Origin of the sequence: Bradyrhizobium sp. BR 1433, from assembly GCF_051547665.1 — a bacterium.
GTDB classification, from domain to species: domain Bacteria; phylum Pseudomonadota; class Alphaproteobacteria; order Rhizobiales; family Xanthobacteraceae; genus Bradyrhizobium; species Bradyrhizobium australafricanum.
Genome location: NZ_JBPUGG010000001.1, coordinates 1490526 through 1508169, shown reverse-complemented (window position 1 = coordinate 1508169; position 17644 = coordinate 1490526). Strand labels below are relative to the sequence as shown.

Genomic DNA, 17644 nt, shown 5'->3' with positions numbered 1-17644 from the left:
ACATGTTTTCACGACGAGGATTTCTCGGTAGCGCGGCGCTGGTCACGGCAAGCGCGGTCAGCGGCCGCGTCCAGGCCGCCGCCATTCCCGAAGCGCCGACCATGGACAAGGTGGTGATGCAGCCGCCGCTACATCCCGCCAGCGGGCCGGACTACCGGCCGGTGGTCACGCTCAACGGCTGGTCGCTGCCGTGGCGGATGAACGGCGACTGGAAGGAATTCCATCTCGTCGCCGAGCCCGTGGTGCGCGAATTCGCCGACGGCATGAAGGCCAATCTCTGGGGCTATAACGGCCAGGCGCCGGGGCCGACCATCGAGGCGGTCGAGGGCGACAAGGTCCGCATCTTCGTCACCAACAAACTGCCGGAGCACACCACGGTGCATTGGCACGGCATGATCGTGCCGTCAGGCATGGACGGCGTCGGCGGACTCAACCAGCCGCACATCAAGCCGGGCAAGACCTTCGTCTACGAGTTCGAGATGAAGCACAGCGGGACCTTCATGTACCACCCGCATTCCGACGAGATGGTGCAGATGGCGATGGGCATGATGGGCATGTTCATCGTGCACCCGCGCGATCCTGCGTTCCGTCCCGTCGATCGCGATTTCGTCTTCATCATGAGCAGCTACCTCATCGACCCCGGCACCTATCTGCCGAAGGTCAATGAGATGACCGACTTCAACATGTGGACCTGGAACAGCCGCGTCTATCCCGGCATCGATCCGATGCCGATCCGGCTCGGCGACAGGATCCGCGTGCGGATCGGCAACCTGACCATGACCAACCATCCGATCCATGTGCACGGGCATAATTTCGCGGTGACCTGCACCGACGGCGGCTGGGTGCCGGTGTCAGCGCAGTATCCGGAGACCACGACCGACGTGCCGGTCGGCGCGGTCAGGGCGTTCGACATGCTCGCCGACAATCCGGGCGACTGGGCGTTCCACTGCCACAAGTCACACCACACCATGAACGCGATGGGCCACGACGTCAGAAACTTCATCGGCGTGTCGCGCCAGGATCTGGCGAAGGCGGTCGGCAAGCTCGCGCCCGATGCGATGGTGATGGGATCGACCGGCATGGCGATGGGCAACATGGAGATGCCCGCGCCCGACAACACGCTGCCGATGATGACCGGCACCGGACAATTCGGGCCGATCGAGATGGGCGGCATGTTCACGGTGATGAAGATCCGCGAGGGGCTCGGCCGCGACGATTACGCCGACCCCGGACCGTACAAATATCCGCCGGGCACGGTTGCCTATGAGATCGATGCGCCCGCCGCCGAGCCCGCGCGCCAGCCGCCGGCGTGCTCGGGCGGAAGGCCAAGCCATCGATGAAGGGAATGAAGATGTAGCGGATCCAGCTCACTCACCAACGACAAGCATCAAACACAGAATGGAGAATCCAGTGAAGCAACTCACCAGCATCGGCATCGCGCTGATTGCGCTGTCGGTCACCGCAGTGCCGTCGCGCGGTCACGAGAAGCACGGCCATGAATCCGATTCGGCCGGCGAGCCCGGCGATCCGAGCAAGCCGTCGCGCACGGTCGAGGTCGAGATGAAGGAGATGGAGTTCACGCCGTTCCGCATCGAGGTCAAGCGCGGCGAGCAGATCCGCTTCGTGATCCGCAACGCGGGCACCGAGGATCATGAATTCCTGCTCGCGACCACCGAAGAGAATCTGAAGCATGCCGAAGTGATGAAGAAGCATCCGCATATGGAGCATGACGATCCGAACGGCGTTCGCCTCGCACCGAAGAAGAGTGCGGAGATCGTCTGGAAATTCACCGAAGGCCGGAACGTTTGAATATTCCTGCCTGATCCCGGATCACCGCGACTACGGGATGACCGGCCGCGTCATCGTGAAATGAAACCTGCAACGAAAGAAAGCACAACAATGATGAACAGGATGATCCAACTTGCCGGCGCCGGCGCGTTCGCACTGGCTCTGACCCTGGGCGCGGCGCTCGCGCAGGCCGCCGCGATCAATGGCGAGGTCAAGAAGATCGACGAGGGCGCGGGCAAGATCACGCTCAAGCACGGTCCGGCCAAGAGCCTTGGCATGGACGAGCCGATGACGATGGTTTACCGGGTCAAGGATCCGGCGCTGCTGAAGCAGGTCAAGGTCGGCGACAAGGTCCGGTTCGAGGCCCAGGAGGGCGACGGCGGCTACACCGTCACCGCGATCCAGAAGGCGAAGTGAGGCGACGGCCCGCATCAACCGGTTGGGCTGTCGGCTGAACGCAGCCGGCAGCCCTTGAACCCGCGACGCATGATCGCCGGAGCTGTTCCAGATGGATCGGCTTGAATGCGTTGCGTGGCTGGCCTTATCCTGTCGTCTGGAAGGACGAGCAATGAACGATTGCTGCGGGCAGAACACGACCGAATGCTGCGCATCGCCGCCGCTGACGCTGCCGATCAAGGCCGGCGTGCGGGCAGGGGACCGCGATCGCGCGGCCGATTCGTGCGGCTGCTCAGGCGGCGTTCCCGTCTTTGACGGTCTCGATCCGCGCTACAAGCGCGTGCTCTGGACGGTCATCGGCATCAATGGCGCGATGTTCCTGACCGAGATGATCGCGGGTCAGCTTGCCGGATCGCAGGCGCTCAAGGCCGATGCGCTCGACTTCCTTGCCGATACGGTCACCTATGGACTGAGCCTTGCGGTGATCGGCGCCGGCCTGCGCGTGCGCGCCTCCGCCGCGCTGTTGAAGGGCGCGTCGCTGAGCTTGATGGCGCTGTGGGTGTTCGGCTCGACCGTCTACCAGACGTTCGTGCTCGGCGTGCCGAAGGCCGAGGTGATGGGCGCCATCGGCGCGTTGGCACTCGCGGCCAATCTAGGCTCGGTTCTGCTTCTGCTGCCGTACAAGGACGGCGATGCCAATGTCCGCTCGGTCTGGTTCTGCTCGCGCAACGACGCGATCGGAAACCTCATCGTGATGGCGGCGGCTCTCGGCGTGTGGGGATCGGTCTCGGCCTGGCCTGACCTTGCCGTCGCCACCGTGATGGCGACGATATTCCTCACCTCGTCGGTGCAAATCCTGCGGCAGGCATGGGCCGAATATCGCGAGGCGGCGCTACGCAGCCCGTCAGCAGCGCATGGCTGAGGAAGCCGCAATCGCCCGGTGCTTCCTGCGACAGGCCGAGCCAAGGCGGAAATTTGCCGCGCATTTACCTTAAATCATGGCTCCGTGGGAACGTCCGTGGCAGCGGCGCGTTGCTGTGCATCATTCGAGCGCAGAAGGCCCCCTCCATGACAATCAACGCGGCAATACTGATGGCGGCATTGGTGCTATCGGGAACCGTGTTGGCGCAAAGCTCCGGCCCTTCGGCCGGCTCGGCGGGGGCCGGGCAGGCCGCCAACGTGACCACCACCGGCGAGGCGCTGAACAGCGCCAAGAAGACCGGCAACAGCGGGCCGCCGGTCGAGAAGGCCGCGCGTCCGGCCAAGCCGGATGCCGGCGCCGCGGGCAACACGGTGGGAGCGAGCCGCCCACAAAAGCCCGATCGTCGCCTCGAGCATTATCCGTAATCTTCATCCGTAACGATTATGCTGATCCGTGGGATGGGTGGAGCGAAGCGATACCTATCACCTCTGATCCGCGCGGAAGCAGGATGGGTTTCGCTGCGCTCTACCCATCCTACGGCGCAGCAAAAAGCCGGCGCAGTCGTCGTCGCGACCACGCCGGCTCGATGTTGGAAGCGGTTGCCTTAACTCAGTAAACCAGGCCGGTGCCCGGGGGCTTCTCCAGCGCTGCGGCGAGCGAGCGATATTCGTCGCTGTTGGTGCCGGCGAGCTGGGCGATGCGGTTCAGGTGGTATTGCGCCTGATCGCGGTTGCCCTGTTCGACCTGCCAGAGGCCGTAATACTGCCAGGTGCGCACATGGGCCGGATCGGCCTTCAGCGCGCGCTCGTACCAGATCTGCGAGACCTTGTAGTCGCCGAGCTTGCGATAGGAGTAGCCGATCAGGTTGGCGACGTCGGCGCGATCATCCTGGCCGAGCGCCTTCAGCTGGTCGATCGCGGCGGTGTAGTCGTGCTTGTCGTAGATCGTGGTGTAGGCGGCGCGATAGCCGGCCAGGAACTTCTGATCGTCGATCGCGGAGCTCTTGTCCTTCTTCGCCTTCTTGCCCTTGCTGCTGCCGCTGTCGGAAGCCGGCGGCGAGGGATTGTCGCTGCCCGCGGCGTAGGCCGAGATGACCGGCCCGGAGGCGAGCGTCATCGAGAGCACTGCGAGGCCCAAAAACTTCGTCTTCCTGCTCATTCCTGGTTGCTCCTGATCGTTCCTGATCGTGCTCGGTAATCCTACACCGAAGCCTGATGACTTGAACACCGCAGGGGTGCAGAACATTCCCGGCCGATCCCACGATTGCGTGATCCTGCTTTTCCGGCGGTAGAGGAGAACATGACAGAGATGTCATGCACATGAATGAAGTCCGTCAGGGTCCTTCAGAACGGGTTCAGTGCGCGGCCCATAAGGTCACGTGCATTGATCGGTGAGGCCGACCATCCGGCCGGAGACCTCTCGATCCCGACGAGGAGGACCATCATGCTGAAGACGATTTCCGCCGCGCTGCTCGCCATGTCCGTGATCGCAGCGCCCGCGCTCGCCGCCGAGACCGGCAAGGCCGCAACGCCCGCGCCGGCGACCACGACTGCGCCGGCGACCAAGGCCGCTCCCGTGATCAAGAGCGAGCAGCTGCCGTCGAAGGTGCGCAACGCCAACGCCAAGATGCACCACAAGCACTATCGCCATCACCGCCACCACAAGCACATGGGCATGCTGAAGGTGAAGTCGCCGAAGCATGCGACCAAGCACGTCCACGCGAAGGTCGCGACCAAGCACGTCGCGCCGGCCAAACGCGGCTGACCCAAGCGCGGTTGAATCTGATCCGAGGGGCGTAGTTTCGATCCACATTGCCCCGCTGCGCCTTTTGGATGCAGAACCGGCCCGTCCGTCCATTGCTTCCCCAATGGCGACGGGCCGGAGTGCGTCTGGCTCCGGTTGTGAACCCGGGCGAGGAATAACCGAGTTGCGAATTCCCTTCGGCCGCCCGGCAGTTTATGAGACGCCTCCGGGGACACAGGGAACAGCGTCGTTTGCGGATTTCATCACAACTGGCAGCCATCCTGCTGCTCTCGCTTCCGCTCGCCGGCTGCCTCACCAGCGACGACGGCGGCGGGCCGACCACCTTCACCGATGACCGGGGCGTCGCCAACCAGCCGTTCCCGGACCGCTACCGCGACCAGATCCTAGCCTTCATGCGGACCTACCTGAACAATCCGGTCGGGGTCCGCGAGGCTGCTATCGCCGAGCCGGCCCAGCGCACGGTCGGCGGCCGGCTGCGCTACGTCGTGTGCCTGCGCTACAGCGCGAAGGATACCGACGGCAGTTACCGCGCCGCCCGGGAGCGCGGTGTCCTGTTTGTCGACGGCCGGCTCGACCGCATCCTCGACAACCCCGCCGAGCCCTGCGCCGGCGCGACCTACGCGGCATTTCCGGAACTGGAAAAGATGTCGCGCTAGAGCGTTAGCCGATCAGGTTGCAAGTAGCCCGCGGCGATGAAGTAGTTTGTGGATTCCGTGGGCGTGTAGGTGTCGATGATGCGCCCGACAGCATCCCAAAGGCCGCCGACGGTGCGTTCGGCGGCCTTCCGCAGATTTGCTTTGAGCTTGGCGAAGGCATTCTCGATCGGATTGAGGTCGGGACTGTAGGGCGGAAGATAGAGAAGCGTAGCGCCGGCCGCCTCGATCATCTCACGTATGCGGGGCCCTTTGTGGCTGGAGAGGTTGTCCATGATGACGATGGCGTGGTCTGGCAGCTCAGGAATGAGCACCTTTTCGACATAGGTCTCAAAGGCGTTGCGGTTGATGGGGCCATCGAGCACCCAGGGCGCGATGATGCCGCGTGTGGTTAGAGCGGCTACGCAGGTAGTTGTTTTCCAGTGGCGTGAGGAACGCTGGCCCGCAGACGTTCTCCGCGCTGGCAGCGGCCATGGGTTCGCGCCATGTTGGTCGACGCCCAGGTCTCGTCGATGAAGACGAGCCGATCCCGGTCGAGCTTGCCCTGGCTCTCGCGCCAGGCCTCGCGTCGCTTCAAGACGTCCGGGCGATCCTGCTCTGAGGCATGGGCGGTCTTTTTTTACGCGTGATCTTGTGGCGCTCGAAGAAGCGGCGGATCGTGCCATAGCCAAAGGACAGGCCTTGTTTGCTCAAGCTGTCACGCAATTCCTCGATGGTGATATCCGGCGCCGTCTCGAGCAGAGCCATGATCGTCGCCTGATGAGTATCAATCCGGTGGGACTTGCGGTCGCCGCCCTGAGCCCTCGGCTGGGCATCGCCTTGCTCCCGCTCGCGCGTTCGCCAGCGGCTTACGCTTGCCGCGCTGACGCCAAATCGCTCGGCAGCCTGCCGGCCTGAAATGCCACTCTCAATACAGGCAAGCACACGTTCGCGAAGATCCATCGACAGCGGTTTCGCCATGCCCGCCGGCCTCCAGCTCCGGCGACCAGCTTGAATCACCAAAACGCTGATTTGTGAATCCCCAACGATTCAGTCAGATCGGCCAACGCTCTAAGGCATGATCCGGATAAGTGTGAAGCGGTTTTTCCGAAAAGATCATGCCCGAACAAGAGGCAGAAGCGCGATCTGATCGCGCTTCTGCGCGGCGGCTTGTCGCAAGCCTGATCGAAACGTTAGCGAACTCCGATCACTTTTCGGGGAGCGTTGAACTTCAACTTAGCCGTCTGCGACCTACATCCAGCCGAGATGCGGTTGCTTAACCGGTGAAAAATCTTGCTGTGCCAGGGAACAAACGGGCGTTGTTGCGACCCTGTCACAGCTCGGAAACATCACGGGTGCGGCATTGCCCCAAAGCAACCTAATTGAGGTCACGTTGTTTGGCTTAACAGCGCAGCGTTAGTAACGGGGATCAGAAATGAAGAAGTTTTTGCTCGGCACAGTCGCGCTGGCCGCCCTTGCGGGCCCTGCGTTTGCGGCTGACATGCCGGCCCGCACCTATACCAAGGCACCGCCGCCCTATACCGCCCCCGCCGTCGTCTACAACTGGACCGGTTTCTATATCGGCGGCCATGTCGGCGGCGCGTTCACCGACGGCAACAACCTGATGGGCAGCGACGCGCGCTTCATGGGTGGCGTGCAGGGCGGCTTCGACTATCAGTTCGCCCCGAACTGGGTGATGGGCGCCGAGGCGCAGTATTCCTGGCTGCCCAGCTCATCGAACAATGGCGTGCTGCTCCCGGGCGGAACGCTGGTGACCGGCAACACCGACCAGATCGGTTCGGTGACCGGCCGCCTCGGCTACACCTGGGGTCCGGCGCTGCTCTACGCCAAGGGCGGTTATGCCTGGCGCGACAACAACAACATCACTGCGTCGGTCGGCGGCGTGCCGGCGTCCTTCACCACCGATGGCGGCCACAAGGACGGCTATACGGTCGGCGCGGGCCTCGAATACATGTTCGCCCCGAACTGGTCGGCGAAGGCCGAGTACCAGTACTACAATTTCGGCAAGACCAACTTCACCAGCGGCCCGGCCGACCTCGTCGGCACGAGCTTCCGGAACGACGAGCACACCGTCAAGCTCGGGGTCAACTACCGCTTCGGCTGGGGTGGCCCGGTCGGCTCCCGCTACTGATCGCGGCGTCATCGCATCAATGAAAAGGCCGGCCTTCGGGGCGGCCTTTTTTGTTGGCCAGCCGCTCGCCCCGGAATGACGGCGGATGCGGTGATGGATGGAGCGCACCATAATCCGGGGCAGCCGATCCGACGAACGAAGTCCCGGATTTCGCTCCGCGCCATCCGGGCTACGACGCTACATTCACCTGATGTTCAGGCCTGATCGTGCAATGCAAAAAATAATTCCTGCATTGCACGGAACTTTCATCGTGCTGCGCTATTATGCGATCGCCGGGCTGGTGGACAAACGAACATGCGTAGTTTTGCGTTAGGGCTGATCCTCTCTGCGGTCTCCGTGCCGTGCCTTGCCCAGACCATCCTCAAATCCGAACCCCTGGCGCTCGCGCCCTATGAGGTCGTGTTCGTGCAGGACGCGTCCTGCTCGGCTGGCAAGGTGCTCAAGGTGACCGGCGCGATCCGGGGTCTGCATCGGCGGAAGATTTGCGTTTCGCTCGCCGCCGAACAGGCCTCGCTGGCGACGGCCATGCCGTAGGCGCGGGGCGACCGCACCCATTGCATCCTCGGCCCGCCGCTGCGCGCCGGCCAGCCTACCGTCTGATCAGTTCAACCGCGGCTCCAGGCGCGCTTCGCGATCGGCGTCGGCCTTGTTCTTCGCCGGATCCTCGTTCGGCTCGAGCTGACAGGGCCGGATTTCGTAGTCGTTATCCAGCACCGGGCGGGGCGCGGACTTCTCCTCGGAGATGGCATCCACCACCAGGCCGGATTTCCTGGCCAGCGTCCAGACATCCGCCTCGGTCGGGTAGGCCTTGCTCAGCTTGGCGTCCTGATAAACAGCGCGTACGGCATTCGTCGTTCCCCAAACAACCGACAACGCCAGCCCCCGTTTTGGGTTTCAGGCAATATCGCCGTTCCGGTCACGGAACCGTGAGCGAGCATCCGCGGCAAGCATCTGAATATATGAGTCATTTCGGCCATTTCGCGGAAGGGCCTTGAGTCCTTAACGGTGGTAAACCCCCGAAAAAAGATCCCCGGGACTCTCCGGGTAGAATCGCCGGATGCTCCGGCCCATGAGAGCGATCCACCAGCCCCCTTACGAACGCGTGCAACTCGCGCTTGCGGTTGCGCTGCTCGCGGCCTGCGCCGCCAACGTGGCGCTGGTCTGGTCGTGGCTTTAGATATCCTGGCTCTAGATCTCCCGGCTCTCGCCAAAATTCGTATGTGGCGGCCCACGCGAAAACGCCGGAGCCGCGCGCCGCCGCTGGCGATTGACGGCACCGGCATTCCTCCCATCATTGCCGGCAGAACAAGCGCCCGCTGCGCCCTGCGGACGGGCCGCGATCGGGGGAGCCGATATGATCGACACGCTGAAGGAACGGGTCAACGGCGACGCCGGCCTGGTGCGGCGCGGCCGCTACCTCACCACGACATTCCTGCTCGAGATCGGCGCGGCCGCCTGGCTGATCGCGATCCATGAGGGCCGGATCGTCGCGGTGACGAAGGGGCCGTTCGTGATGCCCTCGTCGTCGTTTGCGCTGCGCACCTCGGACGAGGAGTGGGACCGGTTCTGCGAACGGCGGCCGCCGCCGGGCTCGAACGACCTGATGGCGCTGATCAAGCGCCGCGTGCTGAAGGCCGAGGGCGAGCTGCAGATCTTCATGGCGAACCTGCGCTACTTCAAGGAGGCGCTCGGCAAGCTGCGCCGCGAGGGAGTCGCCGCATGAGCGCCAGGTTCGAACCGATCATCGGCCGCTACATGCATCTGGAGCTGTTCGGCCGGGCCCACCGCGTCTATGTCGAGGAGGCGGGCGAGGGCACGCCGCTGCTCTGCCTGCACACCGCGGGCGCGGACGGGCGGCAATATCGCGGCCTGATGAACGATGCGCGCGTGACGCGCAACCATCGCGTCATCGCCTTCGACATGCCCCGGCACGGCAAGTCGTCGCCGCCGCAGGGCTGGCACGACGAGGAGTACCAGCTCACTTCCGCGCAATACACGACCATGATCCTGGCGGTGATGGACGCGCTCGACCTCGACAGGCCGATCGTGATCGGCTGCTCGATCGGCGGCCGCATCGCGCTGCATCTCGCGCTCGAGCATCCCGAACGCTTCCGCGCCATCATCGGCCTGCAGGCCGGCGCGCATGTCGATCCCTATTACGACCTGAACTTCCTGCACCGGCCGGACGTGCATGGCGGCGAGGTCGCCGCCGCCATCGTCTCGGGCCTCGTCGGCCCCGACGCGCCCGACAAGGAGCGGTGGGAGACGCTGTGGCACTACATGCAGAGCGGGCCCGGCGTGTTCAAGGGCGACCTCTATTTCTACAAGCTCGACGGCGACATCCGCGCCCGCGTCGCCGAGATCGACACCAGACGCTGCCCGCTGTTTCTGCTGTCGGGCGAGTACGACTATTCCTGCACGCCGGAAGAGACGCTGGCGGTGGCGAACAGCATTGCCGGAGCTGAGGCCACCATCATGAAGGGCCTCGGCCATTTCCCGATGAGCGAGAATCCGGCGAGTTTCTCAAGCACCTGCTGCCGGTGCTGGAGAAGATCGGCGGCCGCTAGCGCACGCCTGGGGTTGCTTTGGTCCTCGACCTCGGGCGGCGCGGTATGACAGACTGCGCGTCCGCACGATTGGGCGTGAACCGGTTGCGCAGGAGGTCCCCATGCTTCCGAAGGCTGAAGTGGCCTATTTCGCGATTGCCGATATCTCCGGCTATACCAATTTCCTTGCGGCGGTCGAGCTCGACCATGCGCAGGACATCATCGCCGATTTCATGGATACGGTGGTGAAAGCGCTGCGCCCGCCATTCCGCCTCGCCAAGTTCGAAGGCGACGCCGCGTTCGTCTACACCACCGCCGAAAAGATCGACGGCTCGCTGCTGCAGGACGCGATCGAGGGCGCCGATTCCAAATTCCGCCGGCGCCTGCGCAACGTCCGCCAGGCCTCGACTTGCGAGTGTCAGGCCTGCGTCGCGATGGGCGATCTCGATTTCAAGTTCGTGGTCCATCATGGCGAGATGGTGAAGCAGAAGATGGGCGGCAGGGAGGAGCTCGCCGGGCGCGACGTCATTCTGGTCCACCGGCTGCTCAAGAACACGGTTGGTGAGAAGGTCGGCGGACGCGCCTACGCGCTCTACAGCGACGCGGCCATCCGCGCGATGGGTGTCGATCCGGTCGCCCAGGGTCTCATCGCCCATCGCGAAACCATCGACGTTATCGGCGACGTCACGCTGTGGGCGCGCGATCTGGAAGCGGCGTGGCGGCAGGAAGACGCGCAAACCCGGATGCAGGTGACGCGCGACGATGCCTACGTCATGCTGGAATTCGACATCGCCGCGCCGCGGCAGACTGTTTGGGAGTTTTTCACCGTGCCGGGGCAATGGCAGAAATGGTGGGACGCCGACACCATCGTCGAGGATTCCGGCAAAGGACGACGCGGTCCCGGCACGAAGAACCACTGTATGCATGGCAACCATACCGTCGTTGAGGAGATGCTCGATTGGCGCCCGACCGATTATTTCACGGTGGGGATCACGCTTCCGATTCCCGGCGCGCCGCGCATCGTGATGACTTCGCGCCGTTCTGGACGGTCCAAACGGAATGACGCATCTGGAGCTGCGGGTCGCCAAACCTAAGCCAAAGGATCGAGAGTTCGTCGACGGCGCCGCGGTGAAATACGCCGAACGCATGACCAAAGCGATCGCCGGCTTGCGATCCATGCTGGAAGGAAAGCAGCCTGCCCTCGATGCAGTGGAGGAGCCGGCGTTGACGCGATCGAGCGGACGCTTCCTGACCGAGCCGGTGAAATCGGGCGCGCGCGGCTGATGCCCAACGCACGGTCCGGGGTCTAATGGGGCTGCGTTACTTGCCCGAGCGCGGCAGCTCGTTGATCGCGGCGCGGACCTTGGCCATGGTCGTGGTGCAATATTCCTCGCGCTCCTTCAAGAAGCGCTGCTGCTGGGCGCGGAAATTGGCAACCCGCTCCCGCACCTCGGATCCGAAGTCGCCGCTGATGTCGAGCCTGGCAAAGTGCGGCAGCTGCGCCGGTTGAGGCGGGACTTCGACGACCGTCACCGCCAAAGGCGACGGAGCGGGGGGCAGGCCCTCGATCACGGTCGGCACCGGAAGCGGAGGCGGCACGACCGCAGCCCGCACCTCGGCCGCAGGCTTGACGCTGAACGTAGCGATCGCCTCGGCCAAGACCTGTTCAGCGGTGACCTGTTCGGCGGCGATCGGCAACGCGGCGGGTGGAGGTGTAACAGCAGGCGGCGTATCGACGGGCTGGGCCGCAGGCGGCGCCGCCGTCTGCCGGGCAGGCGTCGGCAGCTCGGCGTCGGGCAGCTTGCCCTTCACCGACTGTACGAAAGCCATTGTCTGCGCGATCAGGAGATCGCGTTCTTTCATCCACTTCATGGCGCACCCTGAGCGCGCGGATTCCAGCAAAGCAACCGTGCGGAATCAAGCGCTCGCCATCATGATGGTTGACGAAGACGCCTGTTTGGTAGGCGCGGTGACATAATTGTGACAGGCCGCGCGTGATGGACGGGTCAACGCTGACGGGGATTGGTGTTCGGGACGAACGCGGTACCGACGATCCGGACCGGGGGCTGGGCCAGTCCCTGATTCGGCGCCGACGCGTGATTCACGGCCGGCCGCGGCGCGGCACTCGCTGGCGCGGGTGCCGGATCGAGCAGGGCGACGAGGCCGGCAGCGGCCACGCTGAGCAGCGTGAACGTGCCCAGAAGCAGCAAATTGCGGTCGGATTCGCGGACCCTCATGCGAGGAAAATCGCGTGAAAGGGCATAATGTTCCGAACAAATCCTCAGGGTGTTGTCGAGCGGACTTGGCCTCACGTTAAGACCGAGCATCAGGAGAGGACGAACCGGTGAGCCGGCCGGAACGGAGTGGGAGCCAGCCTAATGAGCCGCCATCGCGGCGGGCACCTGCTCGGCGCTGCGCGCCTCGATCAGGTCGGCATAGCGACCATATTCCTCGGCCATTTCGAGCAACTTGTCGCGCACCGCGGCGTCGGTCACCTGTCGGGCCAGCCGTCGCGCCTGATCGGATTGGAAGCGGTAATGTGCTGTGTCGGACATGGTGGCGGCTCCTCACATATCTGTAAGGGCCACCCGGCAAAGGTTCATCAAGGCGTCATTGCAGCGTCGGTGGACGATCCGCCGGGGCAGCCGACGTGACGGGCGCCGTCTTGTCCTCGCGGACCTCGACTTCGAACCAGCCCATCTCCTTCAACTCGCGTGCCTTCTTCTCGGCCGCGTCTTCGCTGTCGCGCTTCAGCACGATTCGGCCGGTGCCATCTCGGGCAAGGATCAAATAGGTCATTGGCTGAGTCCACCCCGCATTCTGCATACCCCGTTTGGGGCCGCAAGAACAGAAGCAAGACGAGGGATGGGTGATCCTACGGGAAGGATCCCACGATTCCTGCCAGCGAGCGCGCGTGGTCCGGTGCTGTTTCTTGACCCCCCGTGAGGGGCCGATCCGCGACAGCGTAAGCCATGGCGTTGCGCGCACCGGTCGGCGCGGCTTGCTGATCAGAAGCATCTGTTGAAGACCGGAATAATACGGCTCTCTCTGTACTTGTGAGCAACCAAGCGAAGCGCTTTGATTGAATTGCAACGACGTGTTCGGATTGGACCTGGGGACGACGCACGGCGTGAGCCACGTGGATTTGGATGGAGGACGCGATGCCCAGGCACTTCGGTTTGAAGGCAACATCGGCGACGGGACGATCGACGTTCACTGGATCATCAAGAGATTTGCAGGAGCGGACCGCGTCGGCATCTGCATCGAAGAACCAATCTACAGTCAGTCCACCGGCGCCAACGCTCTCTTCTCCATCTTCGGAACTGCCGTATTCGCCTGCGAGCTGGCGGGGCTGCTGCGGTCGGCGGTCGATCTCGGCAGACTGAAGCTGTGTCGCGGCGGCAAGGATGGCGGAAATCCAAGCCAATTGGTGCCGGCTGAGGGGATTGAACCCCCGACCTTCAGTTTACAAAACTGCTGCTCTACCGCTGAGCTAAGCCGGCGAATTGGGAATGATTTGCGCGCTCGCATAGCAGACTTGGCGCGCCAGAGCCAGAACCAAGGCTTGAACCGAGCAGGCGAGAAGCGATCGCGCCCCCGTATCGGCCCGACAGCAAAAGGCGGCCCGCGGGCCGCCTTTTGCGCCGTCGGCCTAATCAGCTGAGCTACTGGCAGGGATGCTGGCGGCCGTCGCTGCCGCGGAACCAGGTGCCGGGGGTGCAGACAAAGCCGTTCTGCCGCGCATATTCGGCGCCGCCGATCGGGGCGCGGGCATAGTCGGGGCCGCCAAACGGGGCGGTGGCGACCGCAGCCGCCGTGCCGACCGCGCCGCCGACGACGCCACCGGCCACGCGGGCCGCGGCGTCGACGGGCGCGAACGGGCCGGGGTCATAGCGGTTGTAGCTGCCCTGCCAGCCTTGGTCCCGCCGACCGATGCGCTGGTGATAGGCGGTGCGGGTGGTGCCCGGTGCCATCGCCTGGCATCGGGCGTCCGGCCAGGCATTCGAGCAGCGCGCGGGGGTGCCGATCGTCTGTTGCGCCATCGCCGGGCTCGCCAGCGCCGAAGCGAGCAGGGCTGCTGCGCCGAGGATTTTGAATTGTGTCATGCGAAATCTCCTCTCGTCGTCGAGAGCTAATCTCGCGGTGCCGTGCCTGTTCCAGCGCGGCCTTGCCCCGTGTTCAAAGCAGTGTGAAGTTCTGCAGGTTCGTGCGCATGATGCGTTCCGGAGCATGCTGCCTTTGACGAGAATTGCGTGTACAGCGGTGAACGGACTGATGTCGGTGCCGACGCGGGGGATTGATGTTCGGAATCTCTAAGTCTTGGCTTTCTGCTCGGCATGCAGCATGCGCTGGAGCCGGATCATATCGCGGCGGTATCGAGCATCGCGGCCCGCCGCACCCATGTCGGTGACATCGTCAAGCACGGGCTGACCTGGGGACTTGGCCACACGCTCACTTTGTTCATCTTTGCCGGCGCCGCGATCCTGCTCGGGCGCGCGATTCCCGAGACGGTATCGCAGCCGATCGAGACCGCGGTCGGTATCATGCTGGTCGGCCTCGGCGCGCATGTGTGGTGGCGGCTGTGGCGCGACCGCGTGCACTTCCACACCCATTCGCACGGCGACGGCACCACGCACTTCCACGCCCACAGCCATGCCGGTGAAGCCGCGTCCACCGTGGCGCGTGCGTCCACCGGAGTGCGTGCCTCCACCGTGCCGCACGTCCGCGCCGCGCACAGCCATGCGCACGGCTTCCGCTGGCGTACGCTCCTGATCGGCCTGATGCACGGCATGGCCGGCTCGGCGGCGCTCCTGGTGCTGACGGTGTCGCAGGCCCCAAGCCCAGTGATCGGGCTCGGCTATGTCGCGCTGTTCGGCATCGGCTCGATGATCGGCATGGGCGTGCTGTCCAGCGTGATCGCGGTGCCGCTCGCAGCCTCGGCGCGCTGGCTGACCTGGGCCAATCGCGGCCTGCAAATGGCGGTCGGCGCGGTCACGATCGCAATCGGCGTCCACTCGATCGTCGAAAACGCCTTCACGTGACGGGTAGGCGGCTTCCCGAAGCAAGATGGCGTTGCGTCGATTTGAGCGACAGAGTCTGCGTCACCTCGCCCCGCGTGCGGGGAGAGGTCGGAACGCATCGTCAGATGCGTTCCGGGTGAGGGGACTTCTCCGTAAACGTAGCTATCACCGTATCCGCGGAGCCCCTCACCCCAACCCTCTCCCCGTAAGAACGGGAGAGAGGGCACTTCGGCGCCCGTTAACGATTTCTGATTCCGCACGGCCGCATTGACCGGATGCCGATGCTTACGCGTTAGGCTTACCGGCAGTTTGGCCGGCGTCCTTAACCCTTCCGCCAAGCCGTTGGATTAGGTTGTGGTGGAACAATTCGGGACGCTGGGTGAACATGCGCGCAAGTCTTGCGCTGGCGATATTGGCTGCGATGAGCTCGACGGCGCTGGCCGGCGGCGGCTTCGACATTGTCGTGCCGGTGCGGCCCGGCATGACGATCATCATTAACGGCGTCGACGCCTCCTACGCCGTGGTCGAAAGCGCGATGGGGCTCGCCCGCAACGAGTCGATGGTGCCGACCGTCTATGGCGGCCGCCCGATCGATCCCCAGCCGAATGTCGGCCACTATTATCCGAGCCTCGGCCGCATGCCGGGTTACGGCCGCCTCGAGATCGAGCCGCCGGCCAACCGCCGCCTGCCCAAGCCGGCCGAGAGCTACCATCAATCGTGGGGCGCGGAATCGGCTCCGCTGCCGGCACAGTCCAACGTGCCGGTCGATCCGCCGCCGGTGATCTACGCGCCGGAGTTCAACGGGCCGCGGCCGCTGCCGCGCCCGTTCCCGCGGCCACCGCGACCCCGAGGATTCTGAAATCGACTGCCCGAAATCAAGAGCCCCGCGAAACGGGGATCCTGAATAGCCATCAAGAGCTACGCGACGACGAACAGAGAGACCTACAGGAGAGAGTAATGCGTCAAATGATCAAAGGACTGATTGCGGCGGTGGCCGTCATGGTGGCCGCGCCCGCAATGGCGTGCGGTTTCAACCCTTGCGGCTATTCCGCGCCCGTCGTGAATTACGGCTGCGGTGGTTGCGGTGGCTACGGCTACGGTTACGGTTACGGCGCCGTCGAACGTCTGCCCGACCCGGATGCCGCTTATCCCAGCGCGGCGCAGCAATACTATTACGTCAACCAGGGACCGACCTACACCGGTCCGGGCAACTGGGCACCGCGTCCGTACTACCGCGAAGGCTATGGTCGCCCGTATTACGGCTATCGCCGCTATGGTTACCGTCACTACGGCTACCGCCATCACTACGGCTATCGTTCGCACTACGGCTATCGCTACGGCCGCTACGGCCATCCGGTGCTGCGCCGCTACTATTGATCCGATCGTCAGTTCGAGACATCAGCGCCCGTTCGCGTCACGCGAGCGGGCGTTTGTCGTTCACATCAGCCCGAGCCGGCTGGCGCCGATATAGAGCGCGAGCACACAGGCGTTCGACACGTTGAGGCTCTTGATCTCGCCGGGCATGTCGAGGCGGGCGACGAGGCGGCAGGTCTCGCGCGTCAATTGCCGCAAGCCCTTGCCTTCGGCGCCGAGCACCAGCGCGAGCGGCGCTTGCAGCGCGGCCTTGCCGAGATCCTCGGTGCCCTCGCTGTCGAGGCCGACGGTCTGGAAGCCGCGCTCGTTCAACTCGTTCAGCGCGCGCGCCAGGTTCTGCACGGTGACAACAGGCACCAGCTCGAGCGCGCCGGAGGCCGACTTCGCCAGCACGCCGGTCGCCTCCGGGCTGTGGCGGGCTGTGGTGACGATCGCCTTCACCGCGAACGCCGCGGCCGAGCGCAGGATGGCGCCGACATTGTGCGGATCGGTGATCTGGTCGAGCACCAGCACGATGCCCTCCAGCGCCAGCGTGTCGATGCCGGGCGAGGGCAGGGGATCGGCCTCCGCCAGGAGGCCCTGATGCACCGCATCGGGGGTGAGGCGCCGGTCGATCTCGCTGGGCCGGACGATCTCGGGGGCGACGCGGGTCGCGATGTTTTCGTCGGCGAGGCGCTTCGCCGCGTTCTCGGTGAGGTAAAGCTTGCGGATATGGCGGTCGGGGTTGGCAAGCGCGGCCGACACCGTGTGCCAGCCGTACAGAATCACCGGCCCGTCGGAACCGGGTTCGCGTTCCCGCCAGGCCGGCGGGCGGCCGAATTTCGGCCCTTTTTGGAAGGGTTTACCGCCCTTGCCTCGGAAATTGGGTTTGCGGTCGCGATCGCTCATGTGAGGCTTGTGTCACGGCTCCTGAATATTGGCAATTTTACACAGCGTTTTCGAGCCAAGTGGGGTCCGGTTCGCGCGAGGAAAACGCGACAAAACAAGAATTTAGCCGCAAGACTCACGACTTTGGAACAGAGATCGCCCGAGCCTGCAAAAGTATCCCA

The 17644-nt window shown here is 64.4% G+C and carries 23 protein-coding genes, 1 tRNA gene and 3 pseudogenes; 16 read left to right on the top strand and 11 right to left on the bottom strand.

Annotated features, from left to right (window positions below; translation table 11 throughout):
* Positions 1-2 precede the first annotated feature (2 nt).
* The 5 genes and pseudogenes from ACSKB9_RS07650 (at position 3) to ACSKB9_RS07630 (ending at position 3531) form a co-directional block, all read left to right on the top strand.
* Positions 3-1340: a multicopper oxidase family protein gene (locus tag ACSKB9_RS07650; protein WP_438072339.1), complete on the top strand. Its 1338-nt coding sequence runs from the start codon at positions 3-5 to the stop codon at positions 1338-1340.
* Positions 1341-1398: 58 nt separating this feature from the next.
* Positions 1399-1873 (top strand): annotated as a pseudogene (locus ACSKB9_RS07645) (cupredoxin domain-containing protein).
* A gap of 29 nt (positions 1874-1902) precedes the next feature.
* Entirely contained in the window at positions 1903-2205 is a 303-nt protein-coding gene (locus ACSKB9_RS07640; RefSeq protein ID WP_057019685.1) for a copper-binding protein, read from the top strand.
* 151 nt (positions 2206-2356) lie between these two features.
* Positions 2357-3106: a cation transporter gene (locus ACSKB9_RS07635; RefSeq protein WP_438072337.1), complete on the top strand. Its 750-nt coding sequence runs from the start codon at positions 2357-2359 to the stop codon at positions 3104-3106.
* Between the two features lie 146 nt (positions 3107-3252).
* Positions 3253-3531 carry a hypothetical protein gene (locus ACSKB9_RS07630; protein WP_057019637.1) on the top strand — a complete coding sequence of 93 codons (279 nt, stop codon included), beginning with the start codon at positions 3253-3255 and terminating at the stop codon, positions 3529-3531.
* Between the two features lie 184 nt (positions 3532-3715).
* On the opposite strand, the gene ACSKB9_RS07625 is transcribed toward ACSKB9_RS07630, so the two are convergent.
* Positions 3716-4264 (bottom strand): tetratricopeptide repeat protein, encoded by a 549-nt coding sequence (locus ACSKB9_RS07625; protein ID WP_438072335.1) that lies wholly within the window; start codon positions 4262-4264, stop codon positions 3716-3718.
* 285 nt (positions 4265-4549) lie between these two features.
* Between ACSKB9_RS07625 and ACSKB9_RS07620 the strand changes: the two genes are divergently transcribed.
* Together ACSKB9_RS07620 and ACSKB9_RS07615 are read left to right on the top strand one after the other, a co-directional pair.
* The gene (locus ACSKB9_RS07620; protein WP_225160213.1) at positions 4550-4870 is read left to right on the top strand and encodes a His-rich protein BRANT; all 321 of its coding nucleotides are present in this window, start codon (positions 4550-4552) and stop codon (positions 4868-4870) included.
* Positions 4871-5100: 230 nt separating this feature from the next.
* A complete protein-coding gene (locus ACSKB9_RS07615) occupies positions 5101-5526 on the top strand; it encodes a hypothetical protein (RefSeq protein ID WP_438072333.1) in 426 nt (141 codons plus the stop codon).
* Here the strand turns inward: ACSKB9_RS07615 and ACSKB9_RS07610 are convergent.
* A pseudogene (locus ACSKB9_RS07610) lies at positions 5523-6483 on the bottom strand (IS630 family transposase). The gene ACSKB9_RS07615 and the pseudogene ACSKB9_RS07610 overlap by 4 nt on opposite strands.
* A 454-nt stretch (positions 6484-6937) precedes the next feature.
* Here ACSKB9_RS07610 and ACSKB9_RS07605 point away from each other — a divergent pair.
* The gene (locus ACSKB9_RS07605; protein ID WP_057019633.1) at positions 6938-7654 is read left to right on the top strand and encodes an outer membrane protein; all 717 of its coding nucleotides are present in this window, start codon (positions 6938-6940) and stop codon (positions 7652-7654) included.
* Positions 7655-7948: 294 nt separating this feature from the next.
* Positions 7949-8188, top strand: coding sequence for a DUF6719 family protein (locus ACSKB9_RS07600; protein WP_028342644.1), 240 nt, complete (start codon positions 7949-7951; stop codon positions 8186-8188).
* 66 nt (positions 8189-8254) lie between these two features.
* Here the strand turns inward: ACSKB9_RS07600 and ACSKB9_RS07595 are convergent.
* Positions 8255-8502, bottom strand: a pseudogene (locus ACSKB9_RS07595) (hypothetical protein).
* Positions 8503-9008: 506 nt separating this feature from the next.
* Here ACSKB9_RS07595 and ACSKB9_RS07590 point away from each other — a divergent pair.
* The 4 genes from ACSKB9_RS07590 to ACSKB9_RS07575 are packed head-to-tail and all read left to right on the top strand — an operon-like array spanning position 9009 to position 11484.
* A complete protein-coding gene (locus ACSKB9_RS07590; RefSeq protein ID WP_229162601.1) occupies positions 9009-9377 on the top strand; it encodes a hypothetical protein in 369 nt (122 codons plus the stop codon).
* A complete protein-coding gene (locus ACSKB9_RS07585) occupies positions 9374-10270 on the top strand; it encodes an alpha/beta fold hydrolase (protein ID WP_438072330.1) in 897 nt (298 codons plus the stop codon). The genes ACSKB9_RS07590 and ACSKB9_RS07585 overlap by 4 nt, the downstream gene beginning before the upstream one ends.
* 52 nt (positions 10271-10322) lie before the next feature.
* Positions 10323-11294 (top strand): DUF2652 domain-containing protein, encoded by a 972-nt coding sequence (locus ACSKB9_RS07580; RefSeq protein ID WP_438072328.1) that lies wholly within the window; start codon positions 10323-10325, stop codon positions 11292-11294.
* Positions 11260-11484 carry a hypothetical protein gene (locus ACSKB9_RS07575; RefSeq protein ID WP_438072326.1) on the top strand — a complete coding sequence of 75 codons (225 nt, stop codon included), beginning with the start codon at positions 11260-11262 and terminating at the stop codon, positions 11482-11484. The genes ACSKB9_RS07580 and ACSKB9_RS07575 overlap by 35 nt, the downstream gene beginning before the upstream one ends.
* A gap of 36 nt (positions 11485-11520) precedes the next feature.
* On the opposite strand, the gene ACSKB9_RS07570 is transcribed toward ACSKB9_RS07575, so the two are convergent.
* The 7 genes from ACSKB9_RS07570 to ACSKB9_RS07540 form a co-directional block, all read right to left on the bottom strand.
* A complete protein-coding gene (locus ACSKB9_RS07570; protein WP_438072324.1) occupies positions 11521-12072 on the bottom strand; it encodes a hypothetical protein in 552 nt (183 codons plus the stop codon).
* A 134-nt stretch (positions 12073-12206) separates the two neighbouring features.
* On the bottom strand, positions 12207-12437 hold the full coding sequence (locus ACSKB9_RS07565) for a hypothetical protein (RefSeq protein WP_438072322.1): 231 nt from the start codon (positions 12435-12437) through the stop codon (positions 12207-12209).
* Positions 12438-12575: 138 nt separating this feature from the next.
* The gene (locus ACSKB9_RS07560; protein WP_438072320.1) at positions 12576-12755 is read right to left on the bottom strand and encodes a hypothetical protein; all 180 of its coding nucleotides are present in this window, start codon (positions 12753-12755) and stop codon (positions 12576-12578) included.
* 55 nt (positions 12756-12810) lie between these two features.
* Positions 12811-12999 (bottom strand): hypothetical protein, encoded by a 189-nt coding sequence (locus ACSKB9_RS07555; protein ID WP_438072318.1) that lies wholly within the window; start codon positions 12997-12999, stop codon positions 12811-12813.
* Positions 13000-13075: 76 nt separating this feature from the next.
* A complete protein-coding gene (locus tag ACSKB9_RS07550; protein ID WP_438072316.1) occupies positions 13076-13627 on the bottom strand; it encodes a hypothetical protein in 552 nt (183 codons plus the stop codon).
* A gap of 1 nt (position 13628) precedes the next feature.
* Positions 13629-13703 (bottom strand) — tRNA-Thr (locus ACSKB9_RS07545).
* A gap of 162 nt (positions 13704-13865) precedes the next feature.
* A complete protein-coding gene (locus ACSKB9_RS07540; protein WP_253608095.1) occupies positions 13866-14306 on the bottom strand; it encodes a hypothetical protein in 441 nt (146 codons plus the stop codon).
* A 231-nt stretch (positions 14307-14537) separates the two neighbouring features.
* On the opposite strand from ACSKB9_RS07540, the gene ACSKB9_RS07535 reads away from it, so the two are divergent.
* From ACSKB9_RS07535 to ACSKB9_RS07525, 3 genes are all read left to right on the top strand, one after another.
* Positions 14538-15242: an urease accessory protein gene (locus tag ACSKB9_RS07535; RefSeq protein ID WP_438072314.1), complete on the top strand. Its 705-nt coding sequence runs from the start codon at positions 14538-14540 to the stop codon at positions 15240-15242.
* Between the two features lie 364 nt (positions 15243-15606).
* A complete protein-coding gene (locus ACSKB9_RS07530) occupies positions 15607-16080 on the top strand; it encodes a hypothetical protein (RefSeq protein ID WP_438072312.1) in 474 nt (157 codons plus the stop codon).
* A gap of 98 nt (positions 16081-16178) precedes the next feature.
* Positions 16179-16598, top strand: a complete 420-nt coding sequence (locus ACSKB9_RS07525) for a hypothetical protein (protein WP_253608096.1) — start codon at positions 16179-16181, stop codon at positions 16596-16598.
* 60 nt (positions 16599-16658) lie between these two features.
* Here the strand turns inward: ACSKB9_RS07525 and rlmB are convergent, their stop codons facing one another.
* Positions 16659-17483: a 23S rRNA (guanosine(2251)-2'-O)-methyltransferase RlmB gene (gene rlmB / locus ACSKB9_RS07520; RefSeq protein ID WP_438072310.1), complete on the bottom strand. Its 825-nt coding sequence runs from the start codon at positions 17481-17483 to the stop codon at positions 16659-16661.
* Positions 17484-17644: the final 161 nt, after the last annotated feature.

Excerpts from the sequence above, each read along its gene's own strand:
- ACSKB9_RS07530 (WP_438072312.1), top strand. The coding sequence starts at position 15,607 with ATGCGCGCAAGTCTTGCGCTGGCGATATTGGCTGCGATGAGCTCGACG.
- ACSKB9_RS07640 (WP_057019685.1), top strand. The coding sequence starts at position 1,903 with ATGAACAGGATGATCCAACTTGCCGGCGCCGGCGCGTTCGCACTGGCT.
- ACSKB9_RS07535 (WP_438072314.1), top strand. The coding sequence starts at position 14,538 with ATGCAGCATGCGCTGGAGCCGGATCATATCGCGGCGGTATCGAGCATC.
- rlmB (WP_438072310.1), bottom strand. The coding sequence starts at position 17,483 with ATGAGCGATCGCGACCGCAAACCCAATTTCCGAGGCAAGGGCGGTAAA.
- ACSKB9_RS07585 (WP_438072330.1), top strand. The coding sequence starts at position 9,374 with ATGAGCGCCAGGTTCGAACCGATCATCGGCCGCTACATGCATCTGGAG.
- ACSKB9_RS07600 (WP_028342644.1), top strand. The coding sequence starts at position 7,949 with ATGCGTAGTTTTGCGTTAGGGCTGATCCTCTCTGCGGTCTCCGTGCCG.
- ACSKB9_RS07555 (WP_438072318.1), bottom strand. The coding sequence starts at position 12,999 with ATGACCTATTTGATCCTTGCCCGAGATGGCACCGGCCGAATCGTGCTG.
- ACSKB9_RS07570 (WP_438072324.1), bottom strand. The coding sequence starts at position 12,072 with ATGAAGTGGATGAAAGAACGCGATCTCCTGATCGCGCAGACAATGGCT.
- ACSKB9_RS07630 (WP_057019637.1), top strand. The coding sequence starts at position 3,253 with ATGACAATCAACGCGGCAATACTGATGGCGGCATTGGTGCTATCGGGA.
- ACSKB9_RS07635 (WP_438072337.1), top strand. The coding sequence starts at position 2,357 with ATGAACGATTGCTGCGGGCAGAACACGACCGAATGCTGCGCATCGCCG.
- ACSKB9_RS07605 (WP_057019633.1), top strand. The coding sequence starts at position 6,938 with ATGAAGAAGTTTTTGCTCGGCACAGTCGCGCTGGCCGCCCTTGCGGGC.
- ACSKB9_RS07625 (WP_438072335.1), bottom strand. The coding sequence starts at position 4,264 with ATGAGCAGGAAGACGAAGTTTTTGGGCCTCGCAGTGCTCTCGATGACG.
- ACSKB9_RS07565 (WP_438072322.1), bottom strand. The coding sequence starts at position 12,437 with ATGAGGGTCCGCGAATCCGACCGCAATTTGCTGCTTCTGGGCACGTTC.
- ACSKB9_RS07525 (WP_253608096.1), top strand. The coding sequence starts at position 16,179 with ATGCGTCAAATGATCAAAGGACTGATTGCGGCGGTGGCCGTCATGGTG.
- ACSKB9_RS07540 (WP_253608095.1), bottom strand. The coding sequence starts at position 14,306 with ATGACACAATTCAAAATCCTCGGCGCAGCAGCCCTGCTCGCTTCGGCG.
- ACSKB9_RS07620 (WP_225160213.1), top strand. The coding sequence starts at position 4,550 with ATGCTGAAGACGATTTCCGCCGCGCTGCTCGCCATGTCCGTGATCGCA.
- ACSKB9_RS07575 (WP_438072326.1), top strand. The coding sequence starts at position 11,260 with ATGACGCATCTGGAGCTGCGGGTCGCCAAACCTAAGCCAAAGGATCGA.
- ACSKB9_RS07650 (WP_438072339.1), top strand. The coding sequence starts at position 3 with ATGTTTTCACGACGAGGATTTCTCGGTAGCGCGGCGCTGGTCACGGCA.
- ACSKB9_RS07580 (WP_438072328.1), top strand. The coding sequence starts at position 10,323 with ATGCTTCCGAAGGCTGAAGTGGCCTATTTCGCGATTGCCGATATCTCC.
- ACSKB9_RS07560 (WP_438072320.1), bottom strand. The coding sequence starts at position 12,755 with ATGTCCGACACAGCACATTACCGCTTCCAATCCGATCAGGCGCGACGG.
- ACSKB9_RS07590 (WP_229162601.1), top strand. The coding sequence starts at position 9,009 with ATGATCGACACGCTGAAGGAACGGGTCAACGGCGACGCCGGCCTGGTG.